Origin of the sequence: Jeotgalicoccus sp. ATCC 8456 (genome assembly GCF_016313225.1) — a bacterium.
Taxonomy (GTDB): Bacteria; Bacillota; Bacilli; order Staphylococcales; family Salinicoccaceae; genus Jeotgalicoccus; species Jeotgalicoccus marinus.
In genome coordinates this window covers 1,297,036-1,323,247 of sequence record NZ_CP066224.1, presented here as the reverse complement: position 1 = coordinate 1,323,247, position 26,212 = coordinate 1,297,036, and the positions used below count along the sequence as shown (strand labels likewise).

Annotated in this window: 28 protein-coding genes and 1 pseudogene; 19 read left to right on the top strand and 10 right to left on the bottom strand. The window is 37.0% G+C overall.

From position 1 onward, the window contains the following. Window positions 1-65: 65 nt before the first annotated feature. The 5 genes from JEM45_RS06845 (at window position 66) to JEM45_RS06825 (ending at window position 5,429) form a co-directional block, all read left to right on the top strand. Entirely contained in the window at window positions 66-743 is a 678-nt protein-coding gene (locus tag JEM45_RS06845) for a response regulator transcription factor (protein WP_026865885.1), read from the top strand. Further along, window positions 740-2,122, top strand: coding sequence for a HAMP domain-containing sensor histidine kinase (locus tag JEM45_RS06840; RefSeq protein WP_198687163.1), 1,383 nt, complete (start codon window positions 740-742; stop codon window positions 2,120-2,122). The genes JEM45_RS06845 and JEM45_RS06840 overlap by 4 nt, the downstream gene beginning before the upstream one ends. Before the next feature lie 78 nt (window positions 2,123-2,200). Then, window positions 2,201-3,226 carry an ABC transporter permease gene (locus JEM45_RS06835; RefSeq protein ID WP_198687162.1) on the top strand — a complete coding sequence of 342 codons (1,026 nt, stop codon included), beginning with the start codon at window positions 2,201-2,203 and terminating at the stop codon, window positions 3,224-3,226. 1 nt (window position 3,227) lies between these two features. Then, window positions 3,228-3,908: an ABC transporter ATP-binding protein gene (locus JEM45_RS06830; protein ID WP_198687161.1), complete on the top strand. Its 681-nt coding sequence runs from the start codon at window positions 3,228-3,230 to the stop codon at window positions 3,906-3,908. Window positions 3,909-4,022: 114 nt separating this feature from the next. After that, a complete protein-coding gene (locus JEM45_RS06825) occupies window positions 4,023-5,429 on the top strand; it encodes a YfcC family protein (RefSeq protein WP_198687160.1) in 1,407 nt (468 codons plus the stop codon). 52 nt (window positions 5,430-5,481) lie between these two features. Here JEM45_RS06825 and JEM45_RS06820 read toward each other — a convergent pair whose 3' ends face one another. Beyond that, a complete protein-coding gene (locus JEM45_RS06820; RefSeq protein ID WP_198687159.1) occupies window positions 5,482-6,138 on the bottom strand; it encodes an SDR family oxidoreductase in 657 nt (218 codons plus the stop codon). 35 nt (window positions 6,139-6,173) lie between these two features. Next, entirely contained in the window at window positions 6,174-7,535 is a 1,362-nt protein-coding gene (locus JEM45_RS06815) for an aldehyde dehydrogenase (protein WP_198687158.1), read from the bottom strand. Between the two features lie 132 nt (window positions 7,536-7,667). Here JEM45_RS06815 and JEM45_RS06810 point away from each other — a divergent pair, with 132 nt between their 5' ends. After that, window positions 7,668-8,612, top strand: a complete 945-nt coding sequence (locus JEM45_RS06810; RefSeq protein ID WP_198687157.1) for an ABC transporter ATP-binding protein — start codon at window positions 7,668-7,670, stop codon at window positions 8,610-8,612. After that, the gene (locus JEM45_RS06805) at window positions 8,609-10,126 is read left to right on the top strand and encodes an ABC transporter permease/substrate-binding protein (RefSeq protein ID WP_198687156.1); all 1,518 of its coding nucleotides are present in this window, start codon (window positions 8,609-8,611) and stop codon (window positions 10,124-10,126) included. The genes JEM45_RS06810 and JEM45_RS06805 overlap by 4 nt, the downstream gene beginning before the upstream one ends. 31 nt (window positions 10,127-10,157) lie before the next feature. On the opposite strand, the gene JEM45_RS06800 is transcribed toward JEM45_RS06805, so the two are convergent. Together JEM45_RS06800 and JEM45_RS06795 are read right to left on the bottom strand one after the other, a co-directional pair. Then, window positions 10,158-11,012, bottom strand: coding sequence for an aldo/keto reductase (locus JEM45_RS06800; RefSeq protein ID WP_235678839.1), 855 nt, complete (start codon window positions 11,010-11,012; stop codon window positions 10,158-10,160). 63 nt (window positions 11,013-11,075) lie between these two features. After that, window positions 11,076-13,037, bottom strand: coding sequence for a fructose-1,6-bisphosphatase (locus JEM45_RS06795; RefSeq protein ID WP_305066898.1), 1,962 nt, complete (start codon window positions 13,035-13,037; stop codon window positions 11,076-11,078). Window positions 13,038-13,178: 141 nt separating this feature from the next. On the opposite strand from JEM45_RS06795, the gene JEM45_RS06790 reads away from it, so the two are divergent. Beyond that, window positions 13,179-13,841 carry a PepSY domain-containing protein gene (locus JEM45_RS06790; RefSeq protein ID WP_026865874.1) on the top strand — a complete coding sequence of 221 codons (663 nt, stop codon included), beginning with the start codon at window positions 13,179-13,181 and terminating at the stop codon, window positions 13,839-13,841. A 41-nt stretch (window positions 13,842-13,882) separates the two neighbouring features. On the opposite strand, the gene JEM45_RS06785 is transcribed toward JEM45_RS06790, so the two are convergent. Further along, complete coding sequence (locus JEM45_RS06785) at window positions 13,883-14,170, bottom strand: YerC/YecD family TrpR-related protein (protein WP_026865873.1); 288 nt, start codon at window positions 14,168-14,170, stop codon at window positions 13,883-13,885. A 141-nt stretch (window positions 14,171-14,311) separates the two neighbouring features. On the opposite strand from JEM45_RS06785, the gene JEM45_RS06780 reads away from it, so the two are divergent. From JEM45_RS06780 to hisIE, 8 genes are read left to right on the top strand one after another with little or no spacing between them, the layout of a single operon-like run. Further along, on the top strand, window positions 14,312-15,124 hold the full coding sequence (locus JEM45_RS06780) for an ATP phosphoribosyltransferase regulatory subunit (RefSeq protein WP_198687155.1): 813 nt from the start codon (window positions 14,312-14,314) through the stop codon (window positions 15,122-15,124). After that, a complete protein-coding gene (gene hisG / locus JEM45_RS06775) occupies window positions 15,121-15,726 on the top strand; it encodes an ATP phosphoribosyltransferase (protein WP_198687154.1) in 606 nt (201 codons plus the stop codon). Before JEM45_RS06780 ends, hisG begins: the two co-directional genes overlap by 4 nt. Continuing rightward, on the top strand, window positions 15,723-16,952 hold the full coding sequence (gene hisD / locus JEM45_RS06770; RefSeq protein WP_198687153.1) for a histidinol dehydrogenase: 1,230 nt from the start codon (window positions 15,723-15,725) through the stop codon (window positions 16,950-16,952). The genes hisG and hisD overlap by 4 nt, the downstream gene beginning before the upstream one ends. A 4-nt stretch (window positions 16,953-16,956) precedes the next feature. Then, the gene (locus JEM45_RS06765) at window positions 16,957-17,946 is read left to right on the top strand and encodes a pyridoxal phosphate-dependent aminotransferase (protein WP_051220428.1); all 990 of its coding nucleotides are present in this window, start codon (window positions 16,957-16,959) and stop codon (window positions 17,944-17,946) included. Then, window positions 17,939-18,523 (top strand): imidazoleglycerol-phosphate dehydratase HisB, encoded by a 585-nt coding sequence (hisB, locus tag JEM45_RS06760; protein ID WP_166626297.1) that lies wholly within the window; start codon window positions 17,939-17,941, stop codon window positions 18,521-18,523. Before JEM45_RS06765 ends, hisB begins: the two co-directional genes overlap by 8 nt. A gap of 15 nt (window positions 18,524-18,538) precedes the next feature. Continuing rightward, window positions 18,539-19,240 carry a HisA/HisF-related TIM barrel protein gene (locus tag JEM45_RS06755; RefSeq protein ID WP_198687152.1) on the top strand — a complete coding sequence of 234 codons (702 nt, stop codon included), beginning with the start codon at window positions 18,539-18,541 and terminating at the stop codon, window positions 19,238-19,240. Beyond that, the gene (gene hisF / locus JEM45_RS06750; protein WP_166626296.1) at window positions 19,237-19,998 is read left to right on the top strand and encodes an imidazole glycerol phosphate synthase subunit HisF; all 762 of its coding nucleotides are present in this window, start codon (window positions 19,237-19,239) and stop codon (window positions 19,996-19,998) included. The genes JEM45_RS06755 and hisF overlap by 4 nt, the downstream gene beginning before the upstream one ends. Further along, the gene (gene hisIE / locus JEM45_RS06745) at window positions 19,998-20,621 is read left to right on the top strand and encodes a bifunctional phosphoribosyl-AMP cyclohydrolase/phosphoribosyl-ATP diphosphatase HisIE (protein WP_198687151.1); all 624 of its coding nucleotides are present in this window, start codon (window positions 19,998-20,000) and stop codon (window positions 20,619-20,621) included. The genes hisF and hisIE overlap by 1 nt, the downstream gene beginning before the upstream one ends. A 109-nt stretch (window positions 20,622-20,730) precedes the next feature. Here the strand turns inward: hisIE and JEM45_RS06740 are convergent, their stop codons facing one another. The 4 genes from JEM45_RS06740 to JEM45_RS06725 all read right to left on the bottom strand — a co-directional run bounded on the left by JEM45_RS06740 (window position 20,731) and on the right by JEM45_RS06725 (window position 22,842). Beyond that, window positions 20,731-21,423: a DUF3169 family protein gene (locus JEM45_RS06740; protein WP_026865865.1), complete on the bottom strand. Its 693-nt coding sequence runs from the start codon at window positions 21,421-21,423 to the stop codon at window positions 20,731-20,733. Continuing rightward, the gene (locus JEM45_RS06735; protein WP_026865864.1) at window positions 21,423-21,626 is read right to left on the bottom strand and encodes a helix-turn-helix transcriptional regulator; all 204 of its coding nucleotides are present in this window, start codon (window positions 21,624-21,626) and stop codon (window positions 21,423-21,425) included. Before JEM45_RS06735 ends, JEM45_RS06740 begins: the two co-directional genes overlap by 1 nt. A gap of 154 nt (window positions 21,627-21,780) precedes the next feature. Then, on the bottom strand, window positions 21,781-22,245 hold the full coding sequence (locus tag JEM45_RS06730) for an SRPBCC family protein (RefSeq protein WP_026865863.1): 465 nt from the start codon (window positions 22,243-22,245) through the stop codon (window positions 21,781-21,783). A gap of 60 nt (window positions 22,246-22,305) precedes the next feature. Further along, a complete protein-coding gene (locus JEM45_RS06725) occupies window positions 22,306-22,842 on the bottom strand; it encodes a helix-hairpin-helix domain-containing protein (RefSeq protein ID WP_198687150.1) in 537 nt (178 codons plus the stop codon). Window positions 22,843-22,952: 110 nt separating this feature from the next. Between JEM45_RS06725 and JEM45_RS06720 the strand changes: the two are divergent. After that, window positions 22,953-24,378, top strand: a pseudogene (locus JEM45_RS06720) (APC family permease). A 52-nt stretch (window positions 24,379-24,430) separates the two neighbouring features. Continuing rightward, entirely contained in the window at window positions 24,431-24,775 is a 345-nt protein-coding gene (locus JEM45_RS06715; RefSeq protein WP_198687149.1) for a DUF488 domain-containing protein, read from the top strand. Window positions 24,776-24,799: 24 nt separating this feature from the next. On the opposite strand, the gene JEM45_RS06710 is transcribed toward JEM45_RS06715, so the two are convergent. After that, complete coding sequence (locus JEM45_RS06710) at window positions 24,800-25,348, bottom strand: DUF4256 domain-containing protein (protein ID WP_198687148.1); 549 nt, start codon at window positions 25,346-25,348, stop codon at window positions 24,800-24,802. An 88-nt stretch (window positions 25,349-25,436) separates the two neighbouring features. Between JEM45_RS06710 and JEM45_RS06705 the strand changes: the two genes are divergently transcribed. Then, window positions 25,437-26,207, top strand: a complete 771-nt coding sequence (locus tag JEM45_RS06705; RefSeq protein WP_198687147.1) for a class I SAM-dependent methyltransferase — start codon at window positions 25,437-25,439, stop codon at window positions 26,205-26,207. Window positions 26,208-26,212: the final 5 nt, after the last annotated feature.

Genomic DNA, 26,212 nt, shown 5'->3' with positions numbered 1-26,212 from the left:
CGAGAAGGAAAGATATGACAACTTAATGGTACAATAATATAAAAGTAGACGATTGGGGGTTCAGTATGAATAAAATCTTGGTCGTTGATGATGATCCTAACATTGTCAAATTTGTCACTTTAAACCTAGAGGAGGCTGGCTTTCTAACTGTCGGGGCGAGTGATGGTAGAAACGCTTTAGAAAAGTTAAAGAAAGAAGCCTGTGACCTTGCTGTAGTAGATATTATGATGCCGTATATGGATGGTTTAGCTTTAACGGAAATTCTAAAAAGAGACTTTGATATACCGATTATCATGCTGACTGCTAAGGGACATATCGATGACAAGGCAGAAGCATTTAAAATAGGGACAGATGACTATTTAGTTAAACCTTTCGAACCTCGGGAACTATTGTTTAGAATTGAAGCTTTATTAAGAAGATATAGTGATGAGACTTCTAATACTACCTTAAAATTGGGAAAAGTTTTGATTAATTCGAACAATTATTCAGTGGAAATTGAAGGTAAGGTGTACATGCTACCTCTAAAAGAATTTGAGTTATTGCAACTATTAGCTCAGTATCCAGGGCAGGTCTTTACTAGAGATGCTCTAATTGAACGTATATGGGGACCAGACTATGAGGGAGATGACCGTACAGTTGATGTACATATAAAGCGTCTGAGATCGCGTTTTAAATCAGCAGTTGATGAATTTGAAATTAAGACAATGCGTGGCAGAGGATATTTTCTGGAGCGAAAAATATGAAATCATTATACGTAAAATTTTTAATTACAACACTTGCTATAATGCTGTTCAGTTTCTTTTTCGCCTTTTTCATTTCAAATTTTATCTACCAGATAAACTTAAAAGAAGAGAATGACACCAAGCATACGAACATTGCACTAGAAGTTGCTCAGTTTATCGAAAACAATCCTGACATTAAAGTAGAAGAATACTTGGATACTGTTGCAAAAACTGGACACCAAATTTACTTAGTGGATGCGAATGGCCGAGATCAGTTCTTTGGTACACAGTTTGGAGACATCAACCTTCAGGATGAGGCAATCAAAGAAGTACATTCTGGAGAAATATATCATGGTATGGCGAATTTTGATGCTGAATTATTCGTTACGGGATTCTTTGCAGATGAGCTTAAGAATACAGTAGGCGTACCAGTAACAATTGATGGTCAATCTTATGCGCTGTTCATGCGTACGGATATTGAATTATTATTCAATGAAATGCACGTCTTGTTCGGTGTCTTATTCTTAATTACTATTATATTAAGTATTATTTTAGTGCTGATTAGTGCCCATTATCTCATTAAGCCTGTAACTAAATTGAGCAAGGCAACCAAACGACTTGCCTCAGGTGATTACTCTCTAGATAACCTTGATATATCAAGGAAAGATGAGATTGGAGATTTGGCTACGAACTTTAGAAACATGACCTTACAACTAGGCTATAATGATAAAATTCAAAGAGATTTCATCTCAAATATTTCTCATGATATCCAGTCGCCACTCTCGAATATAAAGGGCTATAATCAGTTATTGAAGAAACCATTGTCGAATGATGTACGTGAAGATTATGCAGAAACAATAGATTTTGAAATTGATCGTTTATCTACGATGACTAAACAACTTTTAGTCTTGTCTTCCATCGACCATGAAGATTACCTGATGAGAAGGGAAAATTATAATCTCAAGCAACAGCTTGAAAGAGCGATTAAAGTTTACGAATGGCAGATTAATGAACGAGAGCTAATGATATCTCATAAGTTAATCGATATAGATATAAGAGCTGACAAGTCATTGCTGAATACAGTGTGGGATAACCTCTTATCTAATGCTGTAAAATACAATGAGGATGCAGGCAGTATTGATATTGAAATGGCTGACTATGGTTCACATGTAATCGTGTCGATAAGTGATACCGGTAAAGGTATAGATAATGTTCATATCGATAAAATATTCGACCGTTTTTATAGAGCGGATAATGCTAGAACAAATAAGGTCGGTGGCTCAGGATTGGGATTATCTATCGTCAAAAAAATTATCGAAATGCATGATGGCTCTATCAATGTAAGAAGTAAAAAAGAAGGTACAACCTTTACTGTCCGTTTACCTATAACAGAAAAATAAGAAAAACCTCCTTGTTCATATTGAGTTCACATAACTTAAGTAAAGTGTGAATTAACAAGAACACAGGAGGTCTTTTTCATGAAGATGGCATGGAAAGAAATGAAAAAGTTTAAATTACGATATTTGATACTAGGGTTTATCGTATTTTTGATTAGCATATTAACAATGAGCATCTCCGGATTGGCAAATGGCTTATCCGATGATAATGCATCTCTAATTAAACATATGCCAGATGGTACGTTTTACATGAGTGAAGATGCTGAGGATAATTATAGCTTTTCAGCAATTGAGAATGAACAGGAAGAAGCACTAGCAGCAACAGATGAAAATTACACACTCTTTTCCATTCAAATGGGAGAAATCAATAATGCAGATGACAAGAAATTTAGCACGGCTTTTGTAACATCAGATGGTGGGGATTATTTTCCTAATGTGGATAAAGGTGAGATTATTTTAGATCGCTCACTAGAAGATGAAGGCTTTAGTGTCGGAGACAAAGTAACCAATGGTCTAATTGAAGATGATTTAACTATCACAGGTTTTGTAGATGGACAGAAATTTAGTCACACAGAAGCTGGATTTATTAATAAAGCGGACTTCCAAGAAATGTATAGAACCGATGCATTTCAAGTCGGTTTTACCGAAGGTGAAGCGGATGTAGAAGGTCTGACTAATTATAGTAACAGTGACTTCTTAAACACAATCCCAAGTTACAGCGCAGAACAGATGTCACTCAACATGATTATCGTATTTCTATATGTGATCAGTGCCTTATTATTTGCGATATTTTTCTATATGATTAATGTCCAAAAAATGAGTACCTTTGGCATATTAAAAGCGATTGGAGTTAAGCAATCTTCACTATTTGTAATGATGTGGGCTCAAATGCTATTCATTACTGTAATCAGCTTAATTCCAGCTATTGCGATTAGCTTAATCATAAACGCTGTTGCACCAGAAGGTATGCCGTTCTTCTTACCGACTGAGACGATTATCTTTGCAGTTGTGGCCTTTATCGTAATTGGTTTTGTCGGTGCTACGATTTCAGGACTTCAGATTAGAAAAGCAGAACCAATGCAGGCAATTAATCAAGGAGGTATGTAAGATGGTATTATTTGAACTCACAAATATCGATAAGGCAGTTAAAAATGGAAATAGGGAAGAAAAAATATTAAACGATGTGGACTTAACTTTAAATGAAGGTGAATTAACGGCCCTTACAGGTCCTTCAGGTTCGGGGAAAAGTACACTTTTAACCATTGCAGCTTGTTTACAAAACAAAACGAACGGTAGTATTTCATTTAAAGGTAAAAAAATATCTGAAAAGAATGATGGGTCAATACGAAAACTTCGAGCAGAAAAATTTGGTTTTGTCTTTCGACATGCGCATCTCGTACCATTCCTAACTGTTGGGGAACAATTGGCGCTCATGCTTGATACGGCAAATGTCAAACTTTCTAAAGAAGACAAAAATAATAAAATTAATAAGATACTTCAAGCTGTGGATATGTACAAGCATAAGAATAGTTATCCTGAAAATTTATCAGGTGGTGAGAGACAACGAGCAGCAATTGCGAGAGCAATCATTCATGATCCAGAGTTATTGTTTGCAGATGAACCGACAGCAAGCCTAGACTCTAAACGTTCTGAAGAAGTTATGGCACTGATTAAAAGATTATCACAAGATTTAGGTATCACAGTGTTAATGGTGACACATGACATGGATATGTTGGAATATGCAGATCGTAGAATTGAGATGAAAGATGGTCAAATAACTAAAGGTTAATAGGGTAAGAGATATTTATGAAAACATAAATATCTCTTTTTTCTTATATTATTACTTTAGTCGCTGTTGATATTATAAGGTAAACTGTAATAAACAGTTTGAAGGGAGAAATTTATGACGGATAACAATAAGGAAAGAAAATTTAAGATGCCTCATATTTACGTGATTTTATTCCTATTTGGTCTAGTTGCAGCTGCATCTACATATCTTATACCAGCTGGTGAATTTGACCGAGTCGAAATAGAGGAAGGGAGAACAGCAGTAGATCCTGAATCATTCCAATTCACAGAGTCTGAACCGACAGACCTCGTTCAGTTTATGACAGCTATACCACGAGGCCTAATCGATGCAGGTGAAGTTGTCTTCTTCACATTAATCATCGGTGGAATGTTCATGGTGCTTAGAGAAAGTGGGATTATTGAAATAGCGGTTGATAAGCTCGCGCGTAGGTTTTCAAATAAGAGTATTCTTGTGATTCCTGTTTTAATGACAGTATTTGCGACAATAGCGACACTTATTGGAACTGCAGAATTATCGTTAGTCTACATACCCGTTATTATTCCTTTAATTATTGCCTTAGGTTATGACTCCATGACTGCAGCAGCAATTGCCTTATGTGGAACGGTTGTTGGTTATTCGGTGGGGGTATTGAATCCAGTCAATACCGGTTTAGCACAAACCATTTCAGAATTACCAACCTTCTCTGGACTAAGCTTTAGGTTAATACTGTTTGTGATCGTACTGACTATAACAATTCTATTTGTTATGAGATATGCTAAAAAGGTTCAAAAAAACCCTACGGCAAGTATCGTCTATGAAGAAGATAGTGAGAAACGTGCATCATATAAATCAATTGCGGATCAGGAACCACTAAAGGCAAATAATAGACAAATTGCTGGAGCGTTCACTGTACTCATATTCTTTATTATTTTAGTATGGGGCGTAATTACTCAAGGTTGGTTTATGATAGAAATGGCCGGTTTATTCATACTGATGGGCGTGACAGTCGGGATGGTTTCAGGCATGTCATTAACACATATTAGTGAGTCCTTCACTGAAGGCTTTAGAGACGTATTAATGGGTGCTGTGATTATTGGTTTAGCACGCTCTATCGCAGTAATATTAGAAGATGGTCGAGTGATGGATACGATTGTAAATGGACTTGGAACAGTTGTAGGAGACTTACCGCCAGTTCTTGCAGCTGCAGGTATGTACTTCGTTCAGTTACTGATTAATTTCATCATTCCATCAGGATCTGGTCAAGCATTGGTAACAATGCCAATTATGGCTCCATTATCGGATATGCTCGGTGTGACAAGACAAACAGCTGTACTCGCTTTCCAACTAGGCGATGGCTTTGCACACATTTTATATCCAACAAGTGGATACTTCATGGCTGCACTTGTTATCGCAGGCGTTGAATGGCATAAATGGATAAAATTCTTCCTGCCGTTATTCTTAATTCTTATGGGGATTTCATTAGGTGCATTGATCGTTGCCCAAGCAATTGGCTGGTCCTAAAGTTAAAAAAGCGGGGAGAAAATTCTAAGATTTTCTCCCCGTTTTTTTCTTATTAAAATTTAGCCACTGCTGTTGAAATATCTTGGTCACCAGTAACAATTTGAAGTTCTTTACCACGATTGTCAGCATTGTCTACAAGCTCAAATATTACGCTTGCGATATCTTCTCGTGGAACCTCTTTGATCTCGTCAAAGTAGAGTCCTAGCTCGACTTTACCTGTACCTGGGTTATCAGTCAGAATACCTGGGTGAACGATTGAATGTGTTAATCCTGAACGTTTTAAGTGTTCGTCTGCATGGTGTTTAGCAATTGTATAAGGTTTAATTTTCTGAGCATCTGGTGTATCGAATGCTTCTCTTCTTGAATCGAAAGTTGATACCATAACGAAGTGATCAACATTTGCATTTTTGCTTGCTTCTATTGTTTTAACTGCACCATCTAAGTCGACAGAGATTGTCTTATCTGCTCCAGTGCTACCCCCTGATCCTACAGAGAATACGACTTGTTCAAAGCCTGAAACCTTATCTGTTAATTCTTCAATGGTATCTTGGTCTACATCAATAAGTAAGGATTCCACACCATTATCTTTTAAGGCATCTCTTTGTTCTTCTTTTCTAACCCCTGCAGTGAATGTCTTGCCCTTATCTTGTAACTGCTTAACTAGGTGTTTACCTACACCGCCGTTGGCGCCGATAACTAATATACTCATAAGTCATACACTCCTTATAGGTTGATATGTCTATTTTAGCCTAATAAACGTTTGAATAGCTTGGATTTTGCTTGATCAAATGGTGCATATCGTACAGGGAAATCCACTGCTGTGGTATTTTTGACAACACTCTTAAAGTGTGAAAACGTATCAAATGACGCTTTGCCGTGATAGGCACCCATACCACTCGCACCGACGCCACCAAATGGTAAAGAATGACTGGCTAAATGCATCAGTGTATCATTTACACAACCGCCACCAAAAGATAATTTCTGTAACAGCAGGTTTGCTGTGTTGTTATCTTCAGTAAAGATATATGTTGCCAGTGGCTTAGGCAGTGCTTGTTGTTGAACGATTAAATCGTCGATATTATCGTAGGTTAGGATCGGTAAAATAGGGCCGAAAATTTCTTCTGCCATTACATCATCATTTAAATGGCTATTAGGCAAGATAGCGGGTGCAATTTTTCTCTCTTTTACATTGACCCTACCCCCAATAAGTTTAGGGTCATCTAATAAGGCTGTTAATCTTTCAAAGTGCTTATTATTAATGATTTTTGGATAATCATCACGACTTTCTGCATCTTCATAGCGCTCATTTATTTCATCGATTAGACGCTCAATAAATGCATCCTTAATGGACTCATGAATGATAAGATGATCTGGTGCAACACAAGTTTGTCCTGCATTAATGAATTTACCCCAGGCAATACGTCTAGCAGCGACATCAATGTTAGCAGTTTCGTCGATAATGGCGGGGCTCTTACCACCTAATTCAAGTGTAACTGGCGTCAATGTTTGACTCGCTATACTCATAATTTCCTTACCTATTCTTGTACTTCCAGTAAAGAAGATGTAATCATAATCTTGCTTGTTGACCTCATCATGGGGTGTGTCATACGGTAAGCAATGAACAAATTCCTCTACAAAGGTGTAATTTATGATTTTTTCTAAGATTGCAGACGTCTTAGGGCTAGTTTCAGACGGTTTTACTACAGCGCAGTTGCCTGCTGCAATGGCGCCGATTAATGGACCGATTGTTAGATTTACAGGGTAATTCCATGGTGACAATATCAAGGTCACACCATAAGGTTCAGCATAAATATGACTAGATGCTGGTAAGCTCATGACACTAGATTTTACTTTCTTTGGGCTCGCCCATTTCTTTACATGTTTAATTGCATAATTTATTTCCTGGTAAATAATGCCGAGTTCTGTCATATAAACTTCAGTAGATGATTTGCCAAGATCTTCATACAGTCCGTCTAGGATTATTTTCTCGTTGGTTTTTAAAGCTGTTCTCAATTTTCTAAGTTGACGAACACGAAAGTCAACAGGGCGTGTGTAATCATTTAAGAAATATTTTCTTTGTTCCAAGACAAGTGCTTCAACTGACATAGTATAAACCTACTTTCAAAATATATTTATATTGTGAATAATCTTTTAAGATATTGATATTTAGGGTATGGACATTTACAACCAGTTTAACTTATCTATAACATATATGAAATTATAAAGGAGCTTTGTGTCATGATTGAATTTAAAAATGTGTCAAAGCGTTATGGTGATAAAATCGCTGTGAATAACGTCAGTTTTGATATAAATGAAGGAGAATTTTTTGTTTTAATTGGCCCATCAGGAAGTGGTAAGACGACAACACTTAAAATGATTAATCGGCTAATTCCTCTGAGTGAAGGATACATATATTTTAAAGACAACCCAATTAGCGATTACGAAGTTTATGAAATGCGTAGAGACATGGGATATGTACTACAACAAATTGCGCTTTTTCCGCATATGACAATCGCAGAAAATATTGCACAAGTCCCACAGATGGAAAAATGGTCTGACGAAAAAATTAAAAATAGAATCGATGAATTATTAAAGATGGTCGGCTTAGACCCTGGGGTTTATAGAGATAGGAAGCCGACTGAACTGTCGGGTGGTCAACAACAAAGAATCGGTGTGCTTCGAGCACTGGCTGCTGATCCTCCAGTTATTTTAATGGATGAGCCTTTCAGTGCACTAGACCCTATAACTAGAGAAAAATTTCAGAACGATCTAATTGAACTACAAGAGAAAATCAAAAAGACCATTATCTTTGTTACGCATGATATATCTGAAGCATTCAAGCTTGCAGACCGTTTATGTTTGTTCAATGAAGGAGCAGTTGAACAGATTGGTACGCCAAATGAGTTTATTCAGACGCCAAAAAGTGACTTTGTTAGAAACTTTATAGGTGGTCAAAGTGAACCTTTTGATGATATTAAAGCAGGTGATTTAGTATTGAATAAAGCAGTGCTTAAGAATGAACATCAGAGCGTCTATATTTCACAAGATAAATCACTTCATGACGTTTTTACAGCACTCACTGAACAGGATGAAGTTATAGTTGAAGTTGAGGACGGTCCTAAACTATTAACGCGTTCTGATGTGTTTCAACATCTCGCCCGGAAAAGTGGTGAAGTTAAATGAATACATTTCTAGAGACTTTATCGTCGAGACGTGGTGAGATTTTACAAACACTAATCGAACACATACAGATTTCATTTATTGCACTTTTAATTGCGGTACTTGTTGGGGTACCACTTGGCATACTTTTAACCAAGACGGACCGAATTGCTGAGATCGTTATAAATATCGCTGCAGTAATGCAGACTATACCGTCATTAGCACTATTAGGCTTGATGATACCCTTATTTGGTATCGGTGAAGTACCGGCAATTATCGCACTTGTAATATACGCCTTACTGCCCGTATTAAGAAATACTTATACAGGTATTAATGAAGTAGATGAGTCTTTAGTGGAAGCGGCTGAAGGTATCGGTATGAAACCGGTAAGACGACTATTAAAAGTGGAAATACCGATTGCTATGCCAATTATTATGGCAGGTATTAGAACAGCAATGGTGTTAATTATTGGTACGGCAACCTTAGCAGCTTTAATTGGTGCAGGTGGTTTAGGTGATTTAATACTACTCGGTATTAATCGTAATAACACAGATCTTATTCTAATCGGTGCGATACCTGCAGCACTGTTAGCGATTATTTTTGATATCGGTTTAAGAATCATACAAAACTTATCCTATAAACGTGCCATGATTACAGTGGGTACAATATTTGTCATTATTTTAGCAGTTACCTTAGCACCACTATTAACGAATAGAGATGGCGAGATTACTATTGCAGGTAAATTAGGCTCAGAGCCTGCGATTATAACGAATATGTATAAGATATTAATTGAAGAAGAAACCGATTATACAGTGAATGTTGAAGATGGTTTAGGGCAAACTTCATTCTTGTTCAATGCCTTAAGATCTGACGATATAGATGGTTACCTAGAGTTTACAGGTACAGTCTTAGGAGAGCTTGTAAAAGAAGCTCCAGAATCGAATGATGTAGAAGTGGTATACAACCAGGCGAACACTGCATTAGATTCGGAATTTGATATGACCATGCTCGAACCTATGATGTTTAACAACACTTACACTCTAGCAGTAAAAAGAGATTTTGCTGAAGAAAATAATTTAACCACAATCGAAGATTTAAAAAGTATAGAAGATGAAATAAGACCTGGCTTTACTATGGAGTTTAATGACCGAGTTGAAGACGGTTACCCGGCAATTCAAGAAGCTTATGACCTAAACTTTAATGATGTCATTACTATGGAGCCACAATTGAGATACCAAGCAATTGAAAATGGTGAGATTAACTTAATGGATGCTTATGCAACTGATGCAGAATTACGTCAGTACGATATGGTTATATTGGAAGATAACAAACAAGTATTTCCCCCATATCAAGGTGCGCCACTCTTTAAGCAAGAATTTTTAGATGAACATTCTGAAATTATTGATCCATTAAATCAATTGTCTGGCATGATTACAGATGAGGAAATGCAAGATATGAACTATCGGGTAACAGTAGATGACGAAGCACCATATGACGTGGCAGAAGAATTCTTACAAGAAAATAATCTGATAGATTAAAAAAGCTGACTCCCTAGGGAGCCAGCTTTTTTTAGAATTCTTCATATTCATTTGGGTCTTGGTCGTTGATACGTCCATCAAGGCGGTCTAAACGATCGATCGCATGCATCTCGTCTTCAGAGAGTTCAAAATCAAAGATGTTTAAGTTACTTATCTGACGTTCTGGTTTGGATGAACGTGGTACTGGTAAGACACCATGTTGGTAATGCCAACGTAAAATAATTTGCCCGACGTCTTTTTCTTTTTCTTTTGCTAGTTTTTGCAAAAGCGGATCATTAATTACTGATTGTGCACGTGATAAAGGACTCCATGCTTCCGTTATAATGTCGTTATCCTTATTATATTTACGGACCTTCTCTTGAATAAAGCAGGGGTGAAGTTCTATTTGATTGATAACAGGTTTCACACCAGTTTCATTGACTAGACGGTCAATATGCTCAGGTTCAAAGTTAGACACACCGATTGATCTAACGTATCCATTTTTTTGAGCTTGAATTAATGCCTTCCAAGCTTCCACATACTTGTCTTGTTTAGGGTTTGGCCAGTGCAATAAGAATAAGTCAATATAATTCAAACCTGTTCTAAACAAGGATTCTTCAATAGATTCTAATGCAGTGTCATAATCATATAAACCACCACGAAGCTTAGATGTCACGTATATTTCTTCTCTAGAAACATCAGTATTTCTGATAGCTTCTCCAACAGCCCCTTCGTTTCTATAACGGATTGCAGTGTCTAATAACCGGTAACCATTATTTATGGCAGCTTCTATATCTTTAGCACCTTGCTTCCCGTTAAGGTATACCGTTCCAAATCCAATGGCTGGAATTTTGTAACCATCATGTAAATTATATTCTGGGATGCTGTTCATATTATCACCTTCCATTATTACGCTCTATTACATCATCTAACAAAAACTCCAGCTTGTCTTAAATTTTGTTTCTATCTTCTAGTTAAGATATCTCTGTTTCATTAATTCTTTCAGCATATTAATTTCGTAATTCAAGCGTTTACCAGTCTTCGTATCCCGAACTTTTTTACGCTCTACTTCTTCATCGACAATCCTTCTAACAGCAAGTACATCGGATTCATTATTTAGTACATTATCTTTAGAGTTAAACTCTTGGTGGGCAACAAGTTGCATACCATATGAATTATATAACAAGGTGTAGCCGGCAATGCCTGTTGTGGATTGATACGCTTTAGAGAAACCACCGTCGATAACTATAAACTTACCATCCGCTTTAATCGGGTTCTCACCTTTTTTTTCTTTCACAGGCGTATGTCCGTTGATGATATGACCTTCATCAGGATCTAAATCGAACTCTTCTAAGAAGATACGTGCAGACTCGGCTTTTTCTCTAAGGTAATAGTATGGGTTCTTCTCTTCTTTTTGAGCGGGTTTATCATTTACAAAATATCTCTCAAATGTAGTCATGGCACGTTTTCCAAATAGAGAAGATTTTTTACCATTCCATAAGTACCATACAAGGTCAGTGGCTAGATCATCAGTGTCATCTAAGTGCGTAAATGAGTAGCGTAAGTAGTACTCAAACTGATCTAGAAGTTCGCGGCTATAGTATGTTTTACCGTCGATTTCCATACCTTCCATATTGCTATCTTCGTCTACAGGAATACAGCCGTGAATTAATAGATTGCCGTTATAACGTAGGTATAAGTTTCCTTTCTTCATCATGAAACTCATATGACGTTTTAGTTTCTCGGATTGTTGCACACTGATGAGTAAAGTATTCATCACATCTTCTTCATCTTCAGTTAAAGCTGTAGGATTATTCGGATCAATCGTAGAGAAACAAGTATTTTCTAAAGGATATACATTACCATTAACCGTGTATTCAAGTGTGTCGTAATTGATGTTTTCCAGTACTAGACGGTCATCCATTTCAAAATTAGGACGGCGCTTGATAATGGGTGCCTCTAGTTTAAATTGGATCATCGCAATGGCTTGTTGAACCTTGGTCATCTGTAACTGTTCAGCTTCATCCAATGTCTTACCAGTTGTTTTCTTCGGTCTAAATGCCTTGTTATCTCCATAGTACTTATCAGCTAAAGTAAATAAAGGGCGTAAATTTATACCGTAAGCATCTTCAATAATATCTAAGTTATTGTATCTAGCGCAGATACGAATAATGTTGGCAAGACACACTTTGGAGCCGGCATAGGCACCAATCCATAAAACATCGTGGTTCCCCCATTGAATATCAACAGAGTGATAATCGATAAGCGTATCCATAATCTTGTCAGGTTCTGGCCCTCTATCATAAATGTCGCCAACAACATGAAGGTGATCGACAACTAATCTTTGAACACTAAAAGCGAGTCCAGTGATTAATTTATCCGCTTGACCTAAACCGATTACTTCACTAAGAATACTATTATAGTATTGTTTCTTATTATCATTTTCATCTTTCTTATATAAAAGTTCCTCAATGATATAAGCGAACTGTGGTGGTAAGGCCTTTCTAAGTTTTGAACGTGTATATTTTGAAGAAGAGTAAGCAACCAACTCAATTAATTGCTCAACCTTAGTTTTATACCAATGATTTAATTCATCCTTATTGGTAAATTCATTCTTTACTAATTGAAGCTTTTCTTCAGGATAGTAGACGACAGCTGCAAGTTCATTTAACTCGTTCGTTGTCAGTTGGTCTTTAAATAAATCGTCAATTTTAACTTTGACATTACCCGAACCATTTCTTAATACGTGTTGGAAAGCTTGAAACTCACCATGTAAATCACTGACAAAGTGCTCAGTACCCTTTGGCAATTCCATTATAGATTCAAGATTTATAATCTCAGTTGCCACTTTTTCTTCAGAATTAAACTTCTCGGCTAAAAGTTGAAAATAGTGCGCCTTGTAATCCTGGTTGTCGTTATCGATATTTGTCAATCTAAACACCCCTAAGCCTTTTCAAATATTAATACCTCTATTATATCGATAAGCATGTAAATGATAAATGATTTCCCGTACATGTTTGTAGTGAATCATTATTGGTTAAAAGATTAATAGATAGAATAAGGAGGAACGAGGGTGAAAACGAAGATTTTTGGACTAGCATTAGCAACAACATTAGCTTTAGCTGCTTGTAATAGTGATGGAGGTTCTGAAGAAGATGCAGACGATGCAGGTACACCTGCAGAACCTGTGGAAGATACTCAAGGTGATAATCAAACAGATGATGATTCAAACGATGATAACTCCGGCTCAGAAGAGTCTTCCAGTGATTCATCAGGGAATAGCAGTGAAGCAATCGCCATTGACGATGTAAATTTAAGTCCTGAAGATGCTATTGAAATTGCACAGGGTGAATTCGATGGTAATCTGCACGAAGTTCAGCTCGATCAAGATAGAGGAGACTGGGTGTATAAAATAGACCTAAGAAGTGCAGATGAAGAAGCTGAAGTAACGATTAATCAAGAGACAGAGGAAGTCGTCGACGTTAGAACTGATTCAGAAGGTGATGACGATGAAGAAGAAATTCTAGATTACTCTAGCGTTAGTTCAATTGACGAAGCTTTTGAAGTCGCAAGTTCTGATGCAGGCGGCGGAGATATTTCAGAATGGACACTTTCAATGGATGATGGTAAGGCTGAATATGACATTGACTTACTGTATGAAAATGAAATTTACGAATATACAATTGATGCAGATTCACTTGAAATTCTAGATACAGAACGTGATGATGAAGATTAATTATAAGTAAATAAGAAGAACTAATGGAGTAACGCATAGCGTTACTCCATTTTACTTAAAACGGTGATATATCCACCACTACCATAATCTATACAGCGTTTCACACGCGATACTGTCGCGCTAGATGCTCCCGTTTTTTCTTGAATTTTTGAATATGTCATTCCTTCATTAATGAGCTTTGCCACTTGAAAACGTTGTTTAAGCGAGACAAGTTCATTAGACGTGCAAATATCATCAAAGAATTTATAACAGTCTTCTTTTGACTCAAGAGATAAGATACCGTCGAACAAATCATCAAGCTCCTGACCTTTTAACTTATCTATTTGCATGTAATCAACTCCCGTATTTTCATATATCCCACTTTAACATACTAAAGAGCTAAAGAAAATCGTTGTACTTATTTCTGTTCTTTGTTAGTATGTAATTTATCAGATTTCTTTATCACGCTAAAGTAGTAAAGGAGAATATGCATGTCAGCAAATCAGTTAATACTAAAACGAACTGCATTGGGTACAACGTACTTAGACTTATTGGACCGCTCAGGTTTTACCTTAGTCGATATGAATATGATTGAACCTTTTTATATAGACGATAAAAATCATCATCCGACGAGTATCGTGTTTGAACGAGATAGCACAATGTACGCGATACGCAGTGATTGGACGAGAACTTTACTTAATTTCAATAACAATTACTATTCAAATGAAACCAAGTTTGGTTATTTTGGCCCGGTTGTAAGGGAACATGAATCTTTCTACCAGGCCGGTGTCGAAATATATAAGGTCGGAAATCAAGACATTATCAATACTTTACTGATGCATATTCAGTTTGTAGAAAATAGTACAGAAGATACGATTAAGACTTTTGTAATCAACAACGATCAGCTTTTGGATTTGTTTGTCGACAAATACAAACTCAGTGAAAATATCCGCACACTCGTCTACAGTAAAAATATTTCAGAGTTGAGACGGGTGCTTGGTACTGACCATGATTTATACAAGATTATAAGTGCTAAGGTGAGTGAACAATATGGAATGATTCAACATCTTTTCGGCGACACTGAGATAATGCAGTTAATTGAGAGAGTAAAAGACGTTATTAAATCTCAAAATAAAGAAATGAAATTTATTTTAGATCTATCATTTCGGTCACCTCAAAAATATTACAATGGTTTGTACTTCCAAGCTTTCCTCAATGCGAACTCACCTGTACTCAGTGGTGGCCAATACAACAGCAGTGCCTTTGGCATAGGCTTAAATCTTTCTGATGGAGGCTTGTTATGATTACGGTAGCATTATCAAAAGGTCGATTATTTGATGATTTCATAAAATATTTAGAAGAAAAAAATTTAGATATATACAGCGGAGTATTAAAAGAAAAATCTCGGACTTTATATACTACATCCGGAAATGTGCGATTCATTTTTGCTAAAGGGCCAGATGTTCCTGTGTACGTTGAACGTGGTGTCGCAGATATTGGCATCGTTGGATCAGATATTTTAGAAGAGGATTCATTTTCTTATTTAAACGTATCTGAGCTATCATTCGGGCAGTGCCACTTTGCCTTAGCTGGACCACCGAATATAGAACGTTTTGTGACGATTGCCTCTAAGTATATTAATATTGCAAGAAAATTCTTTAATGATGAACAACAGGCGATATCTCTCATTCATTTAAATGGATCTGTCGAACTGGCTCCAATACTGGGTCTAGCAGATGGGATAGTGGATATTGTACAGACAGGTAGTACTTTAAGAGATAACGGTTTAATTGAATATCAAAAGATATTAGATGTTCAAGCAAGATTGATTGCGAATAAGCAAACCTTTTATACAAAAGAGGATGACATCTACGAATTCTTAAGCGAAATTGGAGTGATTGAATGAATGCCGAGCAGTTTATAGAACGTTTTTCTACGTCGACACAAGATGATAGTGACAGCTTGAAGTCGGTTCTAGACATTATCAACGATGTAAAAATATATAACGATGAGGCACTAAAGAAATATACGAAAGCTTTTGACGGTGTGGAAATAGAAGATTTTAAAGTGCCAGAAGAGAGCTTAAAGAATAGTTTTGATGCTTTAACTGAAGAAGAAAAGAATGCCCTGATATCTATCAAAGACCGAATTAGTGAATATCAGGAGTCAATTAAATATAAGGATGTCGAAGGCGATGAATTCTCTTATGTCTACAAACCGATAGAAAGTATCGGTATTTACATTCCAGGTGGTAGCGCACTTTACCCGTCCAGTGTACTGATGACAGCAGTACCTGCCATGGTTGCAGGGGTAAGTAATATCGCCGTTGTAACGCCAACTTTCTCTGATAACAACATTACTTTTGGAGCCTTATATGTCGCTGGTGTAAAAGACGTATACCGTATCGGCGGTGCTCAGGCGATTGCTGCTTTAGCTTATGGTACAAAATCTATTCCAAAAGTGGATAAGATTGTCGGGCCAGGGAATAAGTATGTAGCACTTGCAAAAAAATTATTGTTTGGTGATGTCGGGATTGATATGGTTGCTGGACCTAGTGAGATTCTACTCTATGTGGATGAGAGTGCAGACTATACTGCAATTGCTTATGATATTTTTGCTCAAGCAGAACATGACGTTAATGCACGTACCTTCCTCATCGCTGAAAGTGAGTCAGTGATCGAAGGTGTAGAAGCTGAAGTGAATCGCTTGGTAGACGAACAAGAAAGAGCAGATGTAATTAAAGGCTCTCTTAAAAATAATCACTGGCAAATTGTCGATACTAGAGAAAATTTAAAACAAGTTATCGACTATATTGCACCGGAACACGTATCGATCCAGCATCAAGATGCTAAGTCCATTGCAAGTGAAATTTCTTACGCAGGTGCGGTGTTTATCGGGCAATATTCACCAGAAGCAATCGGTGATTATGCCGCAGGCCCATCCCATGTGCTTCCAACGAACAGAACAGGTCGCTTTAGTCATGGTCTCAATGTCGATGACTGTCTGACTAGTCATGCCATTATTAATTTAAAGAAAGAGACTTATGATGAGATTAGTCAACCTGCTAAGTTGTTGGCTGACAAAGAAGGGCTATTCGCACACGGAGAATCTTTGAATATTAGAATGGAGTGAGCGCATGATCAGTATGGATAGAAACACATCCCCAAAATCACCGCTAACAAAAGACATGATTAATAAGGCGGTTGAACAAGCAAATATTGAAACATATTCAGAGGAAGAACTTGAAAAATTTAAGACACTTTATGCTAAAAGAAATAGATTTAATAGGAATCAAATCGAAGTTGCAAATGGCTCAGATGAATGGATTCAAAAAATTGTAATGACACTTGGTCAGAGTGGTGTGATGTCCTTTAAGCCGGACTTCTTTATGTACCAAGTCTATACAAATCAAGTGGGTATTCGATTTTACTCAGTCGCTTCAAGAGGAGATTTTTCTTTTGATTTTGATGCGGCAGTTAGGGCAATACAAGATAAAAAACCATCCGTCTTCTTTATATCAAATCCTCATAATCCAACAGGCGTCCTATTACCATCTTATGCGATGAAACAGTTAGCCGATGCGATGAAGGCTGTTGGAGGTTACCTTGTTATAGATGAGGCGTACGGAGAGTTTGCTTTGGATCGAGAATTGCCAACAGGCGACCACGTCATCATCTTAAGAACGCTTAGTAAAGTGTACGGTCTTGCCGGCCTAAGAATCGGTATCGCCATTGCAAAAGGAGAAGCTTTCGATAAAATCACCAAGATTAATCATCCTTATCCCTTGAATAGTCTTTCTCTAGTCTTAGCCAATGCACTCTTAAATGACGAAGAGAAACTAGATGAATGGTTTAACTATCAAAAAGAACTTCATCAAAAATTGGTCGATAGCTTTGAAATCGTGCGTCGACACGTCAGAATTAAACCATCACATACGAATTTTGTCTTTGTATATGGTGATAAGGCAAAAGACTTATACAATTATTTACTTGAAAATGGCTTTAAAGGTCGAGTATATGAAGAGGACCAACAACTATCCAATGTGGCGAGGTTCTCAATTGTCGACGAGACAGCTGTAGACGAACTTAGAGCCCTGATCACTAAGTGGGGTGAAGCGAATGACTGAATATAAAAAAGTGAGAGATACAAAAGAAACAAAGCTTGAAATTGTTATGGATCCAAAAAGGGATTTCAAGGAATCTAATATCAATACAGGCGTAGGTTTCTTTGACCACATGTTGACCCTGTTTAGCTTTCACTCAGAAATATACCTGAACGTAAAAGCAGAAGGTGACCTCCATATTGATGCCCACCACACTGTAGAAGATATTGGTATTGTCTTAGGACAATTGATTAGAGAAATATACGTAGATCAACAGAGTTACCTTAGATATGGATCTATGTACTTACCAATGGATGAATCACTGGCACGCGTTGTGCTCGACTTATCAGGACGACCATTCTTGAGTTTCAGAGCGGAATTTTCAAGAGAAAAAACCGGAGACTTTGATACTGAGCTCGTTGAGGAATTGTTCAATGCAGTAGCGATGAATAGTCGTATGACACTGCACATTGATTTACTTAAGCGAGGTAACTCACACCATGAAATAGAAGCAATATTTAAAGCATTTGCACGCAGTTTAAAAATTGCATTGTCACCAACGAATTCGGGAATTCCATCATCTAAAGGCGTCATCGAATAAGAAAGGACTGTCACTATGAATATTGTACCTGCAATCGACCTGATTGATGGCAATAATGTCAGGCTATCACAAGGTGATTACGATAAAAAAACAGCTACGAAAAGAACGCCAGAAGAGGCACTTCGTTTCTACCAAAGCTTTGATTCGGTTTCTCGGATTCATATTGTCGACTTGATGGGTGCCCTCCATCAAGAATCTAAGGAATCGAATCTAGTGAGCCATCTGAGATCTTTATCCTCCAAACCTTTGGAAATTGGCGGTGGACTTCGTTCATTAGAAATGATTGAAAAATACCACGAAATGGGGGTAGACTACTTTATTTTAGGGACTAGAGCCATTGTGGATATTCCGTGGTTGAAGGATATTACATTAAAATTTCCCAGGAAAATCTTTGTCGGTGTTGATGCGAGAGAGAATGATATCTATATCAACGGTTGGACTGAAAACTCAGGAATTACGATTGATGAATATCTAAAGCAAATTGAAAACCTTGAACTTGCGGGTGTCATATATACCGATATTAATAAGGACGGTATGGGGCTTGGACCTAATTTTCTGAACACTGAAAGAATTAATCATCTAACTAAGCACAAAGTTGTTGCAAGTGGCGGTGTGAGAGATAAGCGTGATTTAGATCGTCTAGAATCACTAGGTATTACCGAAGCGATTGTAGGTAAAGCGAGTCACAAAGATGAATTTTGGGAGGACATTACATGACAAAGAAAAAGATTATTCCATGCTTAGATGTAAAAGACGGTAGAGTAGTGAAAGGTGTTAACTTCGTAGATTTAGAAGATATCGGTAATCCAAAGGATTTAGCAGATAAGTATAATCAAAGTGGTGCCGATGAATTAGTATTTCTAGATATTTCAAAAACTGAAGAAGGTCATGATTTATTACTTGATCTGATTAGGGAGACAGCTAAGGACCTAACAATCCCACTCACAATAGGTGGCGGCATCCAATCTGTTGAAGATATCGAACAATTATTTGAAGCTGGTGCAGATAAAGTGAGCATAAACTCAGCAGCTGTAGCCAATCCAGCTTTCGTTACAGAAGCTTCTAAGAAATTTGGTAGTGACAAGATCGTTGTGGCGATTGATACAGAATACGATGATACAGAAGATAAGTATTACGTCCTCACACACGGTGGTAAGAAACGTGCAGATATCGATGCTTTAGACTGGGTGAAACAATGTGAATCACTCGGTGCAGGTGAACTGTTAATCACGAGTATGGATCACGATGGTGTGAAACAAGGATTTGACTATGACTTCTTGAGTAAATCAGCAGAAGCAGTGAGCATTCCAGTTACTGCCAGTGGTGGTGCTGGAAGCATCCAAGATTTTATCGATGTGTTTAATAAGACAAATGTAAGTGCAGGACTTGCAGCTTCCATCTTCCACAAAGGAGAAGTTGAAATTTATGAATTAAAATCATCCTTACAAAAAGAAGGCATAGAGGTGGAGATTTAATGCAGGCAGATTTCTCTAAAAATGATCGACTGCTTTCTGTAATTCTACAGGATAGTGAGACAAAACAAGTGTTAATGAATGGCTTTATGAATGAAACGGCATTAGAAAAGACTATAGCAGAGGGTGTTGTGTGGTTTTATTCTAGGTCAAAACAGCGCCTGTGGAAAAAAGGAGAAACGAGCGGTAATACCCAAGCAGTCGTATCTATGAAGCTCGACTGTGATAGTGATGCCTTACTTATTGAAGTTAATCCTAAGGGACCTACATGCCATACAGGAACAAACAGTTGCTTTGGGGACGATTACTTCAACCTTCAAACACTAGAAAAAACTGTTCAGAAAAAAATGGCACAACCAGAAGAAGGTTCGTATACCAAGTATTTAATGGAAGAGGGACTAGATAAAATCCTCAAAAAATGTGGTGAAGAAATGACGGAAGTCGTCATCGCTGCTAAAAACCAAGACAAAAAAGAGCTCATTGATGAATCTAGCGATCTATTGTATCACTTCTTAGTTCTCCTAAATCAAAATAGTGTGACTTTAAAAGATATTGAAGAGAATTTAGAACAGCGACACGGTAAAAAACAAGAATACAGCGTACGTGATGATATAGAGACGTGGTAAGAGGTTGTGGTGAGCGTCTGGAAGTTCAAAGGTGAGATGGCGTTGACCACAGAGCATCTTGTACTCATAAATAAACCTGTTAGCTACTTAAATAGCTAACAGGCCTTTTTTATTTATCTCTAATCTCAATAGAGTATTTAACTTGATTGATAACTAAGATAATACCGACTAAAATGATTGAGAAAATTTGTGATTCTCCAGTTATAATTGTATAGAACATCATCGCTACTAAGGCAAAAAATAGTAGAAGCGTCGTTAAGTTTGTTGAACGATACATTGCTTTAGCCATGATATAAATTTCACCATCATCAGATGCATTAAACAATTTGTCTGCGTAATCTTTGTCACCTGGTTCAGGCAAGTCTCTATCAGGGAATAAAGATTGAATCAGATTAGGTGTCACGAAGCTGACGCCAACTGAGACTAAAAATAAAATGCCTGTCGCAATCAACAACCATGTATCTCTTGCATGCATCAGTTGAATTGATAATCCAATGAAGGAGAGAATAATTGCTGAAGATGATGATACTGTCAAAATATTATATGAGTTGTATTTATAACGGTCCCACTCATCATCAGTAAAGTCTGTATTATTTCCTTTAAGTCGTGAAATCAATTGATAATTTTTGATGAGTGTATAAATCATTAAACCTAGAGCAGTAATGACAATCACGATACTCAGATAGTAATAAATATTATCCATATAAATATTATTAATATTTCCATATAAAGCTTCAATTAACAAGTAACCGCCTGCAAAACCGATGAGTGCGCCAACAATCAATTTTAGTACCATTTTCATTATAATTCCTCCTCTTCAAAAATGAAGATACTTTCTATTGGTTCGTTAAAGATATTTGCTAACCGCTTAGCTATAAGTAGAGAAGGAATATACTCTTCTCTTTCGATTAGGCTAATTGTTTGTCGTGAAATTTTTGCGAGTTTGGCAAGTTCTGTTTGGTTTAACCTATCTCTAGCACGCAATTCTCTTAGTCTTGTTTTCATATTTTGACCTCACTGATCAATATTTCAAATCGATTTGATATACATAATGTAACATTAACACGTCATATTGACAAGTTTATTTGTCAATATGTAATTATTAATTGTCAATAAAGGCAGTAAAAAAGGGATAACACCGTAGTATTATCCCTTAAAATTATTTATCTAAATTTGCTTCTATATCTTTTTTAGTATGTTCAAATTCATCCATATCCATCTCTAAAGCTTTACCACCTTCAGCAATTGATTTAATGCTCTTAAAGTGGTGTTGCCAGCCTCCAAAGTCTTGAGAGAGATACTCAGTATCTAACGGCAATCTCTGGTTAAGCATAATCTTGCTCGAGTCTTCATTTTCCTCTAATAGAAATTCTATTTCTCCACCATACCATTCGAAATGAAGCACTTTAGGATTCTCGTATTTGAAGATTTCACAATCCTCTTCATCCTGTGTTCCGTGGCCGAAAGTAATTACATCACCACCACGAACTGAGAGTTCTGGAAACCATTGTTGAACACCTAAAGTTGTTCCGAGCAGTGGAAAAATATCGTCAGGGCGAGCAGCAACATCGGTTATCAATTTTTGGTATGCGCTGTCGTGATCTGTGTGATATGACACCTGCATTGATTTTCACCTCAATTATTCTCTAAAGTATTATTTACTAATACCCGAATTTTTATGTGACTAACAGTCAGCTTGAAAATAAATTGAAACTTTTTTAATTCTTGCTTCTTTTTTACTATTTTCAAATTCAAATATATAGGCGTAGGACAATTTTTCTCCTGATTTTAAAGTGGTAATACTTGAAGCGGCCCCTTCCTTACCGTGAGTGATTAAATGGTTAATCTCTAAACTACTTATTGATTCTACATCAGTAAAAAACTCAAAATCACAATCATCTGTGTGTAAATGACGAATCGAAGTTGGCTGGTTAGCATGAACACCAATCACAAAATTCCGTAGTATTTCTCTTTTAGGTGCATTGTTACAAGATAAAGACCCCATAACCGCAAAAGGTGTCCTAAATGGTAAGGGTTCTAGCACTTTGAAATTTAAATTTTCTTCAGCTAAAGCCGTCTTTAAAATTTTAATGGCTTTCGGTCCGACACCGTGAATTTTCTGGAGGTTATCCTCGTCGATTTTTGAAACATGTTTTAATTCAGTGACTCCGATGTTGGCGAGGGCATTTGTAGCGGGCTTTCCGATCTTTGGTAAAGTCATGTCAAATCCTCCCTAAAATTGTCATAAATTTATTAAAGATGTAGCGACTTCAAGCATATTATGACATACTTGACCACAAGTAAAAACTTAAAACAAGAGGGGTCAAAGAAATGTCTGAGAAACGGACTGAATTAGAAAGTACTATGTCAAAACGATTTATTTGGGCGATAGCCTATGGTTCTTCTATTGGTTGGGGGGCCTTTATACTACCAGGCGATTGGTTGATTTCATCAGGAACACTTGGGGCAACGTTAGGTATTACAATCGGTGGTATATTGATGCTCATCATTGCTGTAGGTTACGGCGCACTCACGGCAAAATTCCCGGTATCAGGTGGTGAATTTGCATTTACCTATGCTGGATTTGGTAAATTTGCAGCTTTTATTGCTTCATGGTTCTTGGTACTCGGTTACATATGTGTCGTCGCACTGAATGCCAGTGCCTTTAGTTTACTTTTTAAATTTGTCTTACCAGACTTCTTAGAAGTCGGTTACCTTTATACGATAGCGGGCTGGGACGTTTATATTATGGAAGTGATTTTATCCACCGTGATATTGATCATCTTTGCTTGGATTAGTATGAAGGGTTCAGGACTTTCAGGAAACTTTCAATTTATATTCTGTTTGTTTATGGCTTTAGTTGTAGCTGGATTATTTGTATTGTCTTTCTTCGTCGGAGAATTCTCATTTGAGAATGTACAGCCACTTTTCCATGAAACAGACGGTGTTTGGAAGTCCATCATTCTAATTGTTGCAATAGCGCCGTGGATGTATGTTGGCTTTGATAACATTCCACAGGCAGCAGAAGAGTTTAAATTTAGTGCAGATAAAACCTTTAAACTTATTGTGTTTGGAATCATCGCATCTATCATTACTTATGTCGCAATGATCTTAGTAACATCATGGATTTACCCGGATCAGAATTCTATGGACGGTGCAGTTTGGGTAACTGGTTCAGTCATCCAAAACTCCATGGGTATAATTGGGTTGATGTTTTTTAACATTTGCCATAACTTTTGGTGTCTTTACTGGTCTCAACGGTTTCTATATGTCATCATCACGTTTAATTTTTGCACTGGGACGTGCACAATTTGTACCGGCAATATTTGCTAAGGTGCACAAGAAAAACAAGACGCCACACTACGCAGTGTTATTCGTTCTAATCGTTTGTCTCGTTGCTCCATGGCTAGGAAGAACTGCTTTAAACTGGATTGTAGATATGTCTTCTGTTGGTGTCTCTATTGCTTTCTTAGCGACGAGTGCAGTCGCAGTAAAATACTTCTCCAAACCAGAAAGTAAAAACATTGTATATGTCATATTCGGTGTTCTAGGTGTCATCATCTCATTAGTGTTCTTAGTGTTATTATTATACCCAGGATCACCAGCGGCACTTTCGGCACCGTCATATTATGCCTTATTAATGTGGGTAATCTTAGGTACTATATTCTTTGCATTTAAATACAAGACCTTGAAATCATTGTCTAAAGAAGAATTGGACTTTTTAATTCTAAATAAAGGTAATGATGACGAAAAATAATATAGGAATGGGTATATAGTGAGTAGCATATTTTTTAGGAGTTGGTAGTCATATGTTAAAACTAAAGAGAGTGTATGATGATATTTCCACCCAAGACGGTAAAAGAATTCTTGTAGACCGAGTTTGGCCAAGAGGCATTAAGAAGGAAGATTTAGAACTCGATGAATGGTATAAAGAATTGGCACCTTCTACTGAACTTAGAAAATGGTTTAATCACGATGTAGATAAATGGAAAGAATTTAAAGAGAAATATGAAGAAGAGTTGAAGGATAAGGGAGATCTTATCGCTGAGATTCGGAATGACTCAGATGGTCATAATGTGACACTTTTATATGCAGCAAAAGATGAACATCACAATCAAGCTGTAGTCTTAAAAGAAATAATTGATGACAAATGAAAAAAGAGGGAGTCTCCCTCTTTTTTATATTTTAAGTTTTCCTCTAAAACCTCTAGCGCCATAATACGAATCTGCGCCATTGTGGTATACGAAGATACTATCGTAACGTCGGTCAGAGAAGAGTGCACCACCTAGGAAACGGATTTTTTCAGGTGTAACAATCCAACTAGATGATTTAAGGTCAAATTCTCCAACTTCTTGTAGGGTTCTGTAATCATCTTCACTTAGAATCTCTATACCAATCTCATTAGCGAGATCGACAGCCGAGTTATCAGGTTTATACTTTTTACGCGCTTCTAAAGCTTGGCGGTCATAGCAAACGCTACGTCTACCTTTAGGGCTCTCTTTAGAACAATCTACAAAATGGAGCTCACCGTCTAAAACAATGACATCGGGTTCACCTTCAGTGACTTCCATGTTGTAAAGTGTTACAAGTTTTTTGTCGTCAAGACGAGATTCAATATCTTCAAATGATAAAGACTCATGTCTTTCTTGGTGAGTATCAAAACGAGATTTTAGTTTGGCAATTAACGATTCTTTTTCTTCAGCATTTAGCTTTTGTTTTAATGTCATTGGATAGCCTCTTTTCGTTATTAGTACTATAAAAATATATTACCATGATAAAATACATACATAAACAATTTCGATAGGGGTCTTAGGGATGATTGTGACAACTGCAGGTCGTTATTCACAGGAAACTTTGGCGCTAGCAATAGATATCGCTACGCGTTACAAACTGGTATTTGTAAATAGAGAGAAACGTTCTATATCAGCCATAGAGGAACGATATAACGACGATATACTAGTTGTAAGTTCAGACAGTATCAGTATTAAGCTGTCAGGCGTAGAAAAACCGATTGTCTATCACCCAAACTTTGCTATGGTTAGAGCGAAACGCATCATTAAAGGTGAAGTAGATGCCTTAGTTGAAACATCGAAGCTAGAGCAGGGAATGACCTTTCTTGATTGTACAGCAGGCCTCGGAGCTGACAGCATTATTGCAGGAATGGCGGTTGGTCAGACAGGAAAAGTGTATGCCATTGAGAAAGACTTTTCACTCTATGTCATGTTAAAAGAAGGAATGAATCAATATAAAAGTCACTTAGATGAAATTATAAGCAGTATGAGGCAAATAGAAGTCATCCACAGTGATCATGTAAAATATTTAGAAAACCTTGAGGATTCTAGTATAGATATCGTATATTTCGACCCGATGTTTTCAACAGAAATAGAGGAGTCACAAGGAATACAGGCTATTGCTACTGTAGCAAATCAAGGTCTCACTACTAAAGCTGTAGAAGAGGCACAGAGAGTGGCAAAAAGAAAAGTGATTCTTAAAGATCACTACAGAAGTCCTAGGTTTGAAGCATTAGGCTTTGAACAAGTTAAAAGAAAATCGAGTAAGTTTCATTATGGAATCATAGAAGTTTGACAAAA

What these genes read in the sequence shown, in the direction of transcription:
- JEM45_RS06845 (WP_026865885.1), top strand. Translation starts at nt 66, where the DNA reads ATGAATAAAATCTTGGTCGTTGATGATGATCCTAACATTGTCAAATTT.
- JEM45_RS06840 (WP_198687163.1), top strand. Translation starts at nt 740, where the DNA reads ATGAAATCATTATACGTAAAATTTTTAATTACAACACTTGCTATAATG.
- JEM45_RS06835 (WP_198687162.1), top strand. Translation starts at nt 2,201, where the DNA reads ATGAAGATGGCATGGAAAGAAATGAAAAAGTTTAAATTACGATATTTG.
- JEM45_RS06830 (WP_198687161.1), top strand. Translation starts at nt 3,228, where the DNA reads ATGGTATTATTTGAACTCACAAATATCGATAAGGCAGTTAAAAATGGA.
- JEM45_RS06825 (WP_198687160.1), top strand. Translation starts at nt 4,023, where the DNA reads ATGACGGATAACAATAAGGAAAGAAAATTTAAGATGCCTCATATTTAC.
- JEM45_RS06820 (WP_198687159.1), bottom strand. Translation starts at nt 6,138, where the DNA reads ATGAGTATATTAGTTATCGGCGCCAACGGCGGTGTAGGTAAACACCTA.
- JEM45_RS06815 (WP_198687158.1), bottom strand. Translation starts at nt 7,535, where the DNA reads ATGTCAGTTGAAGCACTTGTCTTGGAACAAAGAAAATATTTCTTAAAT.
- JEM45_RS06810 (WP_198687157.1), top strand. Translation starts at nt 7,668, where the DNA reads ATGATTGAATTTAAAAATGTGTCAAAGCGTTATGGTGATAAAATCGCT.
- JEM45_RS06805 (WP_198687156.1), top strand. Translation starts at nt 8,609, where the DNA reads ATGAATACATTTCTAGAGACTTTATCGTCGAGACGTGGTGAGATTTTA.
- JEM45_RS06800 (WP_235678839.1), bottom strand. Translation starts at nt 11,012, where the DNA reads ATGGAAGGTGATAATATGAACAGCATCCCAGAATATAATTTACATGAT.
- JEM45_RS06785 (WP_026865873.1), bottom strand. Translation starts at nt 14,170, where the DNA reads ATGCAAATAGATAAGTTAAAAGGTCAGGAGCTTGATGATTTGTTCGAC.
- JEM45_RS06780 (WP_198687155.1), top strand. Translation starts at nt 14,312, where the DNA reads ATGTCAGCAAATCAGTTAATACTAAAACGAACTGCATTGGGTACAACG.
- hisG (WP_198687154.1), top strand. Translation starts at nt 15,121, where the DNA reads ATGATTACGGTAGCATTATCAAAAGGTCGATTATTTGATGATTTCATA.
- hisD (WP_198687153.1), top strand. Translation starts at nt 15,723, where the DNA reads ATGAATGCCGAGCAGTTTATAGAACGTTTTTCTACGTCGACACAAGAT.
- JEM45_RS06765 (WP_051220428.1), top strand. Translation starts at nt 16,957, where the DNA reads ATGATCAGTATGGATAGAAACACATCCCCAAAATCACCGCTAACAAAA.
- hisB (WP_166626297.1), top strand. Translation starts at nt 17,939, where the DNA reads ATGACTGAATATAAAAAAGTGAGAGATACAAAAGAAACAAAGCTTGAA.
- JEM45_RS06755 (WP_198687152.1), top strand. Translation starts at nt 18,539, where the DNA reads ATGAATATTGTACCTGCAATCGACCTGATTGATGGCAATAATGTCAGG.
- hisF (WP_166626296.1), top strand. Translation starts at nt 19,237, where the DNA reads ATGACAAAGAAAAAGATTATTCCATGCTTAGATGTAAAAGACGGTAGA.
- hisIE (WP_198687151.1), top strand. Translation starts at nt 19,998, where the DNA reads ATGCAGGCAGATTTCTCTAAAAATGATCGACTGCTTTCTGTAATTCTA.
- JEM45_RS06740 (WP_026865865.1), bottom strand. Translation starts at nt 21,423, where the DNA reads ATGAAAATGGTACTAAAATTGATTGTTGGCGCACTCATCGGTTTTGCA.
- JEM45_RS06735 (WP_026865864.1), bottom strand. Translation starts at nt 21,626, where the DNA reads ATGAAAACAAGACTAAGAGAATTGCGTGCTAGAGATAGGTTAAACCAA.
- JEM45_RS06730 (WP_026865863.1), bottom strand. Translation starts at nt 22,245, where the DNA reads ATGCAGGTGTCATATCACACAGATCACGACAGCGCATACCAAAAATTG.
- JEM45_RS06725 (WP_198687150.1), bottom strand. Translation starts at nt 22,842, where the DNA reads ATGACTTTACCAAAGATCGGAAAGCCCGCTACAAATGCCCTCGCCAAC.
- JEM45_RS06715 (WP_198687149.1), top strand. Translation starts at nt 24,431, where the DNA reads ATGTTAAAACTAAAGAGAGTGTATGATGATATTTCCACCCAAGACGGT.
- JEM45_RS06710 (WP_198687148.1), bottom strand. Translation starts at nt 25,348, where the DNA reads ATGACATTAAAACAAAAGCTAAATGCTGAAGAAAAAGAATCGTTAATT.
- JEM45_RS06705 (WP_198687147.1), top strand. Translation starts at nt 25,437, where the DNA reads ATGATTGTGACAACTGCAGGTCGTTATTCACAGGAAACTTTGGCGCTA.